The sequence below is a fragment of the Streptomyces sp. NPDC041108 genome (genome assembly GCF_055592645.1).
Window position 1 is genome coordinate 106,641 of the sequence record NZ_JBVIYK010000014.1, and the last position, 12,140, is coordinate 118,780.

The 12,140-nt window shown below is 69.2% G+C and carries 10 protein-coding genes; 6 read left to right on the plus strand and 4 right to left on the minus strand.

Annotation, left to right across the window (positions count from 1 at the left end):
• Positions 1-14: 14 nt before the first annotated feature.
• From chvE to ACZ6BB_RS32095, 4 genes are all read right to left on the minus strand, one after another.
• Entirely contained in the window at positions 15-1,127 is a 1,113-nt protein-coding gene (gene chvE / locus ACZ6BB_RS32080; RefSeq protein ID WP_471618622.1) for a multiple monosaccharide ABC transporter substrate-binding protein, read from the minus strand.
• A 136-nt stretch (positions 1,128-1,263) separates the two neighbouring features.
• Positions 1,264-2,232: a hypothetical protein gene (locus tag ACZ6BB_RS32085; protein WP_471618623.1), complete on the minus strand. Its 969-nt coding sequence runs from the start codon at positions 2,230-2,232 to the stop codon at positions 1,264-1,266.
• A gap of 132 nt (positions 2,233-2,364) precedes the next feature.
• Positions 2,365-3,405 carry a zinc-dependent alcohol dehydrogenase gene (locus tag ACZ6BB_RS32090; protein WP_471618624.1) on the minus strand — a complete coding sequence of 347 codons (1,041 nt, stop codon included), beginning with the start codon at positions 3,403-3,405 and terminating at the stop codon, positions 2,365-2,367.
• Positions 3,402-4,559: a mandelate racemase/muconate lactonizing enzyme family protein gene (locus ACZ6BB_RS32095; protein WP_041669839.1), complete on the minus strand. Its 1,158-nt coding sequence runs from the start codon at positions 4,557-4,559 to the stop codon at positions 3,402-3,404. Before ACZ6BB_RS32095 ends, ACZ6BB_RS32090 begins: the two co-directional genes overlap by 4 nt.
• Before the next feature lie 257 nt (positions 4,560-4,816).
• On the opposite strand from ACZ6BB_RS32095, the gene ACZ6BB_RS32100 reads away from it, so the two are divergent.
• From ACZ6BB_RS32100 to yjfF, 6 genes are all read left to right on the plus strand, one after another.
• Positions 4,817-5,662: an SCO2400 family protein gene (locus ACZ6BB_RS32100; protein ID WP_471618625.1), complete on the plus strand. Its 846-nt coding sequence runs from the start codon at positions 4,817-4,819 to the stop codon at positions 5,660-5,662.
• A 427-nt stretch (positions 5,663-6,089) separates the two neighbouring features.
• Complete coding sequence (locus ACZ6BB_RS32105; RefSeq protein ID WP_471618626.1) at positions 6,090-7,124, plus strand: LacI family DNA-binding transcriptional regulator; 1,035 nt, start codon at positions 6,090-6,092, stop codon at positions 7,122-7,124.
• A gap of 142 nt (positions 7,125-7,266) precedes the next feature.
• Entirely contained in the window at positions 7,267-8,274 is a 1,008-nt protein-coding gene (locus ACZ6BB_RS32110; RefSeq protein ID WP_471618627.1) for an ABC transporter substrate-binding protein, read from the plus strand.
• Between the two features lie 100 nt (positions 8,275-8,374).
• Positions 8,375-9,907, plus strand: coding sequence for a sugar ABC transporter ATP-binding protein (locus ACZ6BB_RS32115; RefSeq protein WP_471618628.1), 1,533 nt, complete (start codon positions 8,375-8,377; stop codon positions 9,905-9,907).
• Positions 9,908-9,918: 11 nt separating this feature from the next.
• Positions 9,919-11,049 carry an ABC transporter permease gene (locus tag ACZ6BB_RS32120; protein ID WP_471618693.1) on the plus strand — a complete coding sequence of 377 codons (1,131 nt, stop codon included), beginning with the start codon at positions 9,919-9,921 and terminating at the stop codon, positions 11,047-11,049.
• On the plus strand, positions 11,049-12,083 hold the full coding sequence (gene yjfF, locus ACZ6BB_RS32125; protein ID WP_471618629.1) for a galactofuranose ABC transporter, permease protein YjfF: 1,035 nt from the start codon (positions 11,049-11,051) through the stop codon (positions 12,081-12,083). Before ACZ6BB_RS32120 ends, yjfF begins: the two co-directional genes overlap by 1 nt.
• Positions 12,084-12,140 lie beyond the last annotated feature (57 nt).

Sequence of the window (12,140 nt, forward strand, 5' to 3'; positions counted from 1 at the left end):
GGGAGTCCGTCGTGCTAGTTGAGGTCGCCTTCCTTGATGTAGCCGGAGTCGACGACGGTCTCCTTGTAGTTCGACTTGTCGACGCTGACCGGCTCCAGCAGGTAGGCGGGGACGACCTTCGAGCCGTTGTCGTAGGTCTTGGTGTCGTTGACCTCGGGCTTCTTGCCCTTCAGCAGCGCGTCGACCATGTTCGAGGCGACCTTGGCCAGCTCACGGGTGTCCTTGTAGACGGTCATCGACTGCTCGCCGGCGATGATCGACTTCACCGAGGCGACCTCGGCGTCCTGGCCGGTGACGATCGGCAGCGGCTTGCTCTTGGAGCCGTAGTCGTCCGACTTCAGCGCGGAGAGGATACCGATGGAGATGCCGTCGTACGGGGACAGGACGGCGTCCACGCGGTCGCTCTTGTACGCCGAGGTCAGGATGTCGTCCATGCGCTTCTGGGCGGTGCCGCCGTCCCAGCGCAGGGTGGTGACCTGGTTCAGCTCGGTCTGGCCGGACTTGACGACGAGCTGCTTCTTGTCGATGAAGGGCTTCAGGACGTTCATGGCGCCCTGGAAGAAGTAGCGGGTGTTGTTGTCGTCGTTGGAGCCGGCGAACAGCTCGATGTTGAACGGGCCCTTCTTGGAGCCGTCCTTCAGTCCGAGCTTCTCCAGGATGTAGTTGCCCTGGAGCTCGCCGACCTTCTCGTTGTCGAAGGACGCGTAGTAGTCGACGTTCTTCGTGCCGAGGATCAGGCGGTCGTAGGAGATGACCGGGATGTCGGCGTCGGCGGCCTGCTGCAGCACGTTGTTCATCGACTTGTTGTCGATGGCGGCGACGATGAGGGCCTTCACGCCCTGGGTGATCAGGTTCTCGATCTGGCCGACCTGCTGGTCCGGGTCGTCCTCGCCGTAGACCAGCTTGGTCTTGTAGCCCATCTTCTCGAGGTTGGTCACCACGTTCTTGCCGTCGGCGATCCAGCGCTCGGAGGACTTGGTCGGCATCGCGATGCCGATGGTGCCGCCCTCGGCGCTGCCGCCCTTGTCGGCGCTGCCACCCTCACTGTTCTGGCCGCAGGCGGTCAGGGTGAGGGCGAGGGAGGCGGTGGAGGCTATGGCGGCGAGTGCGGCTCGGCGAGTGCGCATGATCATCATCCTTGATGTCTTGAAGGCTCTGTACGTTCTGGCGGGCACGGCACTTCATGAGCCGAAAGGAGCCAGAGGAGATGTGGGGGATTCTGTGTGACTGCGTCTGCTTCTGTGAAGCCAGTTGTCCGCTTCGTTATGAGGGATTTCCGAACCGGTTCAGATCTCCGGGCAAACGGGTACCGAGCGGCGCCATGTCGCCGTCCGCTCCGTGCCGCGCGAGGAGGTCCAGGGCCAGCCGGCCGCGCCGTACGCGTTCCTTGGCCGTGGACAGGGTGAGGTCCCGCATGTGGTGCCCGTAGGGGTAGATCCCGGGGGCCTTCGACAGGCCGAACTTCAGGTAGATCGGGGCTCCGCGCCGGATCAGCTCGGCGACCTCGTACATCCTCACATAGCCGCCGAGGTCGTCGGGCGCCTCGATGTACATGTCCATGGGGGCGCCGGACACCCGCCGGATCTCGGTGAGGTGGTCGAGCGTCAGATCGCTCGGCACGTTGATCGAGTCGCCGCCGAGGTTCTCGTAGACGGCGTAGGCGGTCGGGTTGACCGGGCCGATCAGCGCCGACACCTTGAAGGTCGTGTCGGCCGGGAGGATCCCCTCCACCCGCGCCCGGTGCAGCGTCCACAGCACACCCTCGTCGGCGACCAGCAGGCACTTCACACCCAGCTCGGTCGCGCGCACGGCGTCCTCGACGCACCCGGCGACCGCGTCGTGCCCGCGGGCCCGCAGACCGGCGCCCTTGGAGTCGGTACGGGTGGAGGCGCCGATGTCCCAGGTCCCGCGGGGGCCGGTGAACAGGCAGAGCTCGATGTCGCGCTCGGCCGTCGCCTCCACCATCTCGGTGATCTCGGCGTCGGTGAGCATCCACACGCCGCTGCCCTGGCTGATCCGGTGGATCGGCACATCGAGCCGCGAGGCCTCCTTGAGGACCACGCCGAGCGCCTCGGGCCCCTCGACGGAGGGCACCTCGGTACGCCAGCGGCCACCGCCGGGGAAGGAGTGCGGGGAGGCGTCGGAAGGGTCGAGGGCGGGTGCGTTCAGCCCGAGCGCGGCGAGGGCCTGCTCGCCGGGTCGGCGCGGCGCCGGAGCGGTGGTGTCGGTCACAAGCTGTCCTTCTGGCTGCATCGGATTCGATATTTCGGACAAGGTTCGCGGCTCTTGGTGCACAAAGCTCGTGGATGTGCGCCGGTACGAGGTCGTCAGGTACCCCGTACCGGCGCACGGCTCAGGGGTGTGTCATGGCCGCAGCAGGACCTTTCCGACGGTCGGGTCACCGGACCCCACCAGCTCGATGGCCTGCGGGAACTGCTCCAGGGGCAGCTCGTGCGTGACGAGCGGCAGCGGGTCCAGCAGCCCGGCTCCGAAGACCCGCACGGTGTGCGCCCAGGCGTCGGGCGCCGCGCCGAACACCGTGTGCACCTCCAGCTGCCGTACGACGAGGTCGGTCGGGTCGAGCCCGTCCGCGCCCGCCGCCGGGATGCCCGTCAGGACCAGCCGGCCGCCGCGCCGCAGCAGGGCGGCGGCCGTGGTCGCCGCGTCCGCGGACCCGGCGGTCTCGATGACGACGTCGAAGTCGCCGGGCAGCTCCTGGTCCTTGGTGCGGAAGTCCGTGGCGCCGAACCGCTTCGACAGCTCCGCCCGGTCCGGCCGGGTGCCCACGACGAGCAGCTCGGCCGGGGACGCCGCCTTCAGGAACTGAACGGCGAACATGCCGAGCGTTCCCGTGCCCACCACGGCCACCCGCTCGCCCGGGACGGCGTTCGCCTTGAGCGCGGCGGCCGCGATGCACGCGGCCGGCTCCAGCAGTGCCGCCGCCGACAGATCCGCGTCGTCCGGGAGGACGTGCAGCAGACGCGCGGGCAGGGTCAGGGTCGTGGCCATCGCGCCGGGCTGGGTGAACCCGGTCTCCTCGTACCCCGCCGAGCACAGCGTGGTCTCGCCCGCGTGGCAGCGGTCGCACACCTGGCAGTTGCGGAAGCCCTCGCCAACTACCTTGCGCCCTACAAGACTTGAAGGAACACCATCGCCCACGGCGGTTACCGTACCGGACCACTCGTGGCCCGGCGTGAGGGGGTAACGGACGTACCCCTCCGGCCTGTTGCCCTGGAAGACCTCGCGGTCGCTGCCGCAGATCCCGGAGGCGTGCACCCGGACCAGGGCCTCGCCGGCCGCCGGCTGCCGGGGCTCGTGCGGCACCAGCCGGTGCTCGCCCGGTGCCTCGATGACGACGGCGGCGGCCGGGGTGCCGGCGTCGGCCGCGTCGGGCGTGGCGGTCACTGGCTGCCCTTGGGCTTGCGCTGCTCCCAGCCCTCGGCCCACAGGTCGAAGCGGGCCTGCTGCTGCGGGAACTCCGCCGCCGCGTCCACGTCCAGCTCGACGCCGAGGCCGGGCTTGTCGGACAGGTGGAAGTAGCCGTCCACGACCTCCGGGGCCCCCGAGACGACCTTCTTGATCTCCGCGTCCGCGAAGTCGTTGAAGTGCTCGAGGATCTTGAAGTTCGGGGAGGTGAAGCCGACCTGGAGCGAGGCCGCGGTCAGCACCGGACCGCCCACGTTGTGCGGCGCGACCAGCGTGTAGTGGGTCTCGGCGGTGGCCGCGAGCTTGCGGGTCTCCCAGATGCCGCCGATGTGGCCGACGTCGGGCTGGATGATGTCCACGGCCTGGCTCTCGAAGAGCTCCCGGAACTCGATCCGGTCGTGGATGCGCTCACCCGTGGCCACCGGGATGTCCACCTTGGCGGCGACCTTCTCCAGCGCCTTCAGGTTCTCCGGCGGGCACGGCTCCTCCAGCCACGCGGGCTTGAAGGGCGCCAGGTCCTTGGCGAGACGGACGGCGGTGGAGGGCGAGAACCGGCCGTGCATCTCCAGCATCAGCTCGGCGTCCGGCCCGATGGCGTCGCGCACGGCCTCGATCAGCGAGACGGCGTACAGGCTCTGCTCGTGGTCCAGCTCGAAGTGGCCGGTCCCGAAGGGGTCGATCTTGAGCGCCTTGTAGCCGCGCTCCATGACGCCCTGCGCCGCCTTGTGGTACGCCTCCGGCGTGCGCTCGGTGGTGTACCAGCCGTTGGCATACGCCTTGACCTTGTCGGTGACCTTGCCGCCCAGCAGCTGCCAGACCGGCACGCCGAGGGCCTTGCCCTTGATGTCCCAGCAGGCCATCTCGATGACGGCGATGCCCGACATCACGATCTCGCCGGCCCGGCCGTAGTCGCCGTACTTCATCCGCTTGACGAGGTCCTCGACAGCGAACGGGTCCGACCCGAGAATGTGGTTGGTCTTCGCCTCGTGCAGATAGCCGAGCAGCGCGTCGGTGTGGCCCAGCATGCGGGTCTCGCCGACGCCGGTGAGCCCCTCGTCGGTGTGCACCTGTACGTAGGTCAGGTTCCGCCACGGCGTCCCGACCACGTGCGTGCTGATTCCCGTGATGCGCACGGTACTCCCTGTCCTTTGTGGTCTGTTCGAAATTTCGTCGCTCGTTCGAAATGCTGATCGCGACAGTAAGGACGACCCGGTCTGAGTGTCAATGGGTCGAAAGCACAACGGTTCCGGGTCGAGGGGGGTCGAAGGCTCGGGCAGCGGGCAAATAGGGCTGATCGCTCGCCGCGACACCCCGGTCCACGAGGTTCCTACACAACTTTCACGGGCCCACCCGGGAACGTCACCGGTGCGGAACATAATCTTCCGGCGTCATGGACTACTGCCACCCGTGCCAACGGCACCTCAATGGCGCCCTCTCCTGCTCGGGGTGCGGCGCGTCGGCCGAAGAGTGCCGCACCCACCCGGACGCCCTGTCCGCCGGGGACGACACGGCCGCGGACGCACACGAGAGTCCTTTCGAGCCCGCCGCAACCGCCCCCGTGAGCCCGGGCGGACGCCGCGCCCGGGGTCGCGGTCGCGGTGCGCGGGCCGCGCGGCGTGCCCCGGACGTGGTCGGACACGCCGGCGCGTCCGAGCAGGTCACCGGGGGTGACGACCCGGAGGCCGGTGGGCCTCCCGGCCGGGGCCGTGGCCGCGGGCGGGACGCGCGAGCCGGACGGCGGGATCGCAAGGCCGCCGCGCACCGGCGCCGACGTCGGCGGGTGCTGATGATCGGGGCCGGACTGCTGCTCGCCGCCGGCGGGCTGAGCCTCGCCGAACTCGGCATGGAGGCACCGCCGAAGGAGCCGCGCGCGGCCTCCGTCGACGACGTCTCCGACGCCTCTCCGTCGGCCTCGGCGAACGGCGCCGAGGAGGCCGGCGAGGGTCCGGAAGGGCCGGCCGACACCGAGAAGGACAGGAAGAAACCGGACAAGTCGGCCTCTCCGTCCGCCTCCGAGTCGGGGAAATCCAAGGACGAGGACGCCGATGAGGACGACGACAAGCCCGTGGACCGCTCGGCGTCCAACGCGACGGTGAGCCCCGCCCCTCCGGCCGGAAATCCGACCCCGGACCCCGAGGACGCCGACGCCCCGACCCCCGAACCGACCGCGGACGAAACCACCCCGCAACCAAGTCCCTCGGCGACGTGCAAGCAGTTCCTGTGGTGGTGCTCGTAGGGAGAACGTGCAGGTCAGAGCCCCCGGGTCGAGGTCCGTGCCCGGGGGCTCGGGCATGCCCCGGCCGTCCTCTCCCAGTGCCCCGCGGACGGCCGCGTTACGCAACCGTAACGACTTCCCTGACGCAGCCCTCTTGACCGCCATGAATTGTTAGCGCTCACAATGACCTCCGCATTCACCAGTCGACGCCCCAGGGCATCCGAGGAGGTACGAGCGTCTTGCCGGCACCGCCCCAACTCGCCTTACCAGCGGCCGACCTGGGGTTTTCCGGGACCCCGGCGTGAAGCCGACGGCGCGGAACCATCCGCCCGCCCGCACAGGGGCCGTCCGTGGCGCGGGAACCATCCCCACCACAGGACCTACCCGCAGTACCGAACCACCCGCAGCGCAGGACCCGTCCACCGTCGACCACCGAGGAGGTGCGACCGTGACCCACTCACAGCTCCGGCCGCCCACCATGGCCGACGTGGCACGCCAGGCAGGTGTCTCCCACCAGACCGTCTCGCGCGTCCTGGGGGACCACCCCAACGTGCGGGACGAGACCCGGACCAGGGTGCAGCGCGCGATCGAGGAGATGGGCTACCGTCGCAACTCCTCCGCACGGGCCCTGGTGACCCGGCGCACCCAGACGCTGGGCGTGGTCGCCTCCAACACCACGCTCTACGGGCCGGCCAGCACGCTGTTCGCGCTGGAGGAGGCGGCCCTGGCCGAGGGATACCTCGTCTCGACGGTCAGTCTGCGCGAGCTGACCGTGGAGACGCTCTCCGAGGCCGTCGACCGCCTCAGCGACGGCGGCGTGGACGGAGTGATCGCCCTCGCCCCGCAGCGGTCGGCGGTCGCGGCCCTCGCCGAACTGCGGCTCCCCTTCCCGGTGGTGGCCGTGGGCACCGGCTCCGGCTCGGAGGTCCCCAGTGTCAACGTGGACCAGGAGCTGGGCGCGCGGCTGGCCACCGGCCATCTGCTCGCCGCGGGGCACCGCAAGGTCTGGCACCTCGCCGGACCCGAGGACTGGCAGGAGTCGGCGGACCGGACCGTCGGCTGGCGGGCCACCCTCGAAGAGGCGGGCATCGAACCGCCGCAGCCGTTGCGCGGGGACTGGAGCCCGCTGTCGGGCTACCGGGCGGGCCAGGAACTGGCCGGCTGGGTGGGCCGGGGGCTGACCGCGGTCTTCGTCGCCAACGACCAGATGGCGCTGGGGGTGTTGCGCGCGCTGCGGGAGGCGGGCGTACGCACGCCGCAGGACGTGGCGGTGGTCGGCTTCGACGACATCCCGGAGTCGGAGTTCTTCGCCCCACCGCTCACCACCGTCCGGCAGGACTTCGCGACGGTGGGCCAGCGGAGCATCGCCCTGCTGCTCGACCTGGTCGAGGGCCGGCCCTCCGCCGGACCGTCCTCCATCGCCATCGAGCCCCAACTCGTCGTCCGCGCCAGCACGTTCCCGTACCTGCCCCCGCCGGGCTGACGCGGCACCGAACAACCCAACGCTTTTCATCCCTCAGTGTGGCCGACATTTCGAACGATGATCGACAGGTTGGACGCAATGCGGCCGGTCCACCACGAGTACCAACGGTCCGTTCCCGGACCGGCTCTTCAAAGGAGAAGACATGCTCAACAGACGTAACTTCCTCACCGCGGCGGTCGGAGTGGCGGCTGCGACGGGCCTCGCGGCCTGCGCCAAGGAGGACAGCTCCTCCGGTGACTCCGGCTCCGGCGGTGGCGACAGCAAGAAGATCACCCTCGGCTTCTCCCAGGTCGGCTCGGAGAGCGGCTGGCGCAGCGCCAACACCGACTCGGTGAAGGCGGCCGCCAAGGAGGCGGGCTTCAAGCTGCAGTTCTCCGACGCGCAGCAGAAGCCGGAGAACCAGATCTCCGCGATCCGCAGCTTCATCGCGCAGAAGGTGGACGTCATCGCCTTCTCGCCGGTGGTCGTCACCGGCTGGGACGCCGTGCTCAAGGAGGCCAAGGCGGCGAAGATCCCGGTCGTCCTGACCGACCGGTCCGTCGAGAGCGACGAGTCCCTGTTCGTCACCCTGGTCGGCTCCGACTTCACGGATGAGGGCCGGCGCGCCGCCAAGATCCTGGAGAAGGTCCTGGAGAAGGCCGGCCACAAGGGCAAGGTGAAGATCGCCCAGCTGGAGGGCACCACCGGTTCCGCCCCCGCGATCGAGCGCGCCAAGGGCTTCAAGGAGGTCATGGAGGCGGAGCACAAGGACGACTGGAAGATCGTCGTCAGCCAGAGCGGTGACTTCACCCGCGCCGGCGGCAAGCAGGTCATGGCGGCCTTCCTGCAGTCCAACCCGGACGTCAATGTCCTCTACGCGCACAACGACGACATGGGCCTCGGCGCCATCCAGGCCATCGAGGCGGCCGGCAAGAAGCCCGGCAAGGACATCCTGATCGTCACGGTCGACGGCGTGAAGGACGGCTTCATCGCCATGTCCGAAGGCAAGATCAACGCGATCGTCGAGTGCAACCCGCTGCTCGGCCCCCAGCTGATGGAGGTCGTGGAGAAGGTCAAGAACGGCGAGAAGGTCGAGCGCTGGATCAAGACCAAGGAGAGCGACTTCATGCAGGACCAGGCCAAGGACGCCCTCCCCACCCGCAAGTACTGACCCACCCCACCGGCAGGGAGTCCCCCTCGGACCGGCCCCCCGGTCCCGGGGCTCCCTGCGGGCCTGGACGACTTCGATGAATTCCATGAGGAGCGCTGCCATGGCAGAGCCGCTGCCCGTCCTGGAGATGACGGGCATTGTCAAAGAGTTTCCGGGGGTACGGGCTCTGTCGGGCGTCGACTTCCGGCTCTTCCCCGGCGAGATACACGCTCTGATGGGCGAGAACGGCGCCGGCAAGTCCACCCTGATCAAGGTGCTGACCGGGGTCTACTCCCTGGACGGCGGAACGATCACCCTCGACGGGGAGTCCGTGCGGTTCGCCAGCCCGCTGCAGGCGCAGCAGGCCGGGATCAACACGGTCTACCAGGAGGTCAACCTCTGCCCCAACCTGTCGGTGGCGGAGAACATCTTCATCGGCCGTGAGCCGACGCGCTTCGGCCGCATCCAGTGGAAGCGGCTGCGCCAGGAGGCCGCGGAGCTGGTCGACCGGCTCGGCCTCGACATCGACGTGACGGCCCCGCTGTCCTCGTACCCGCTGGCCGTGCAGCAACTGGTCGCGATCGTACGGTCGGTGAGCACCGGCGGTGAGGAGGGCAAGGGCACCAAGGTCCTCGTCCTCGACGAGCCGACGTCCAGCCTCGACCGCGACGAGGTCCTCGAACTCTTCCGCCTGATGCGGCGGTTGAAGGACGACGGCGTGGCGATCCTCTTCGTCTCGCACTTCCTCGACCAGATCTACGAGATCTGCGACCGCATGACCGTCCTGCGCAACGGCACCCTCGTCGGCGAGCACATGGTCAGCGAACTCGACCAGGTCGGTCTCATCCAGCTGATGATCGGCAAGGAACTGGACCAGCTGGAGGAACTGCACGAGCAGCAGCTGCACGCCGACGTCGGCGAGACCCTGCTGCACGCCGAGGGCCTCGGCCGCACGGGCGGGATCGCCCCCTTCGACCTGGACATCAAGAAGGGCGAGGTCGTGGGCCTCGCCGGACTGCTCGGCTCCGGCCGCACGGAACTCGCCCGGCTGCTCTTCGGCGCCGACCAGCCCGACAGCGGCAAGGTCACCGTGGGCGGCAGGCAGGTCCCGATGCACGCCCCGAACGACGCCATCGGCGCCGGGGTCGCGTTCTGCTCGGAGAACCGCAAGACCGAGGGCCTCGTCCCCGATCTGACGGTCCGGGAGAACATCATCCTGGCCCTCCAGGCCTCCCGCGGCTGGACCCGGCCCATCCCGGCCGCCCAGCGCGACGAACTGGTCGCCAAGTACATCAAGGCCCTCGACATCCGGCCCGCCAACCCCGACGCCCGCGTCGGCCAGCTCAGCGGCGGCAACCAGCAGAAGGTGCTGCTCGCCCGCTGGCTGATCACCCAGCCGAAGCTGCTGATCCTCGACGAGCCCACCCGCGGCATCGACGTCGGCGCCAAGGCCGAGATCCAGAAGCTCGTGGTGTCCCTCTCCGAGGACGGCATGTCCGTGCTCTACATCGCGGCCGAGCTGGAGGAGGTCCTCCGCCTCAGCCACACCATCGGCGTGCTGCGCGACCGCAAGCTGGTGGCGAAGCTCACCAACGGGCCGGAGATCACCCCCAGTCGGATCCTGGAGACCATCGCGAGCGGAGAACACCAGTGAGCACCCCACCCGTGGCGACGACGGCCACGACCGGCACGGCATCCCGCTGGCGGGCGCTGACGCACCACCACCTCTTCTGGCCGGTCGCGGTCCTGGTGGCACTGCTGCTCGTCAACGTCCCCTTCACGCCCGACTTCTTCGCGATCAAGATGACCGGCGGGCACCTCTACGGCAGCCTCGTCTCGATCGTGCTGTTCGGCTCGCCCCTGATCCTGGTGGCGGTCGGCATGACCCTGGTCATCGCCACCGGCGGCATCGACCTCTCCGTGGGCGCGGTCGTCGCCATCACCGGCGCGCTGACCTGCTCGTACATCAGCGACCAGGCCGACCAGAACGCGCTGTCCGCGGTCTTCCTGGCCATGGGCATCGGCCTGGTGGCGGCCGTGGTCTGCGGCCTGTGGAACGGCTTCCTGGTGGCCCGGATGGGCATCCAGCCCATCATCGCGACCCTCATCATCATGGTCGCCGGCCGGGGCGTCGCCCAGCTGATCACCGACGGTCAGATCATCACCATCAACAGCGAGCCGTACAAGCTGATCGGCGGCGGCTACTGGCTGACACTGCCCTTCTCGATCTTCGTCGTCGCGGCGGTCGTCGCCATCACGGTGGCCCTGACCCGCAGGACCGCCCTCGGCCTCCTCGTCGAGTCGGTCGGCGGCAACGCCGAGGCCAGCCGTCTGGTCGGCATCCGGTCCATGCGCATCAAGATCATGGTCTACGTCTTCTGCGCCCTGTGCGCGGGCATCGCGGGCCTGATGATCAGCTCCAACACCTCGGCCGCGGACGGCAACAACGCCGGTCTGTGGATCGAGCTGGACGCGATCCTCGCCGTGGTGATCGGCGGCACCTCGCTGCTGGGCGGCCGGTTCTCCATCGGCGGCACGGTCGTCGGCGCCCTGGTCATCCAGACCCTCACCACGACGATCTACACGATCGGCGTGCCCACCCAGACCAACCTGGTCTTCAAGGCCGTCGTCGTCATCGTCGTCTGCCTGCTCCAGTCCCCGAAGTTCCGCGCGAAGGTCTTCGGCGCCCGCTTCGGCTCCAAGCCCGGCGCGGCCGGCGGCGGCACGGCACCCGCGGCCCCGGCGAAGACCGCCACGACACCCGCCGACGCGGCCCCGAAGATGGAGGTGTCGTGATGACCGCGACCACCAAGACCCCGCCGTCCCAGGACACCCTCGCGGCACCGGCGTCCTCGTCCAAGGTCTCGGCACTCCTCGCCGACCGGCGGCTGCCCGTCCTGGTGACCGCCGTGCTCTTCCTCGCGATGTACATCACGGGCCTGAGCCGCTACCAGAACTACGGCTTCGGCGAACCGCAGGTCTTCCTCAACCTGTTCATCGACAACGGCTACCTGCTGGTGGCCGCCGTCGGCGCGACCTTCGTGATCCTCTCCGGCGGCATCGACCTGTCCGTCGGCTCGGTCATCGGCTTCACCACGATGCTCACGGCCTGGCTGGTGGAACGCCAGGGCCTGCCGATCCTGGCGGTCATTCCCCTGGCCCTGGCCGTGGGCGCCCTGGGCGGCTTCCTGATGGGCTACGTGATCCAGAACTACGAGATCCAGCCCTTCATCGTGACCTTGGCCGGCCTCTTCCTCTTCCGGGGCCTGTGTCTGGTCATCAGCAAGGAGTCCATCGCCTTCGACGACTCGACGGTGAGCAGCCTGGCCCAGGCGCAGGCACAACTGGGCGTGGGCTTCCTCTCCGTCGGCGCGATCGTCGCGCTGGTGGTCCTGGCCGCGGCGTTCTACATCCTCCACTACAGCCGCTTCGGCCGGCGGGTGTACGCCATCGGCGGCAACGAGCAGTCCGCGATGCTGATGGGCCTCCCGCAGGGCGGCACCAAGATCGCCGTCTACACCGTGTCGGGCTTCTGCTCGGCGCTGGCGGGCCTGCTCTTCACGCTCTACATCCAGTCCGGCGACCCGCTGCACGCCACCGGCATGGAGCTGGACGCGATCGCCGCGGTCGTCATCGGCGGCACCCTGCTCACGGGCGGATCCGGCTATGTCATCGGCACCCTGTTCGGCGTCCTCGTCCTGGGCCTGATCAAGAGCATCATCCAGTTCGAGGGCACCCTCAGCTCCTGGTGGACGAAGATCGCCACGGGTGTGCTGCTGTGTGCGTTCATCCTGATCCAGCGGGCGATGACGGCACGCAAGAAGACCTGAGAACGTCGCCCGAGCAAGGGGGACGCCCGCCCGGGAACGGGCGGGCGTCCCCTTTTT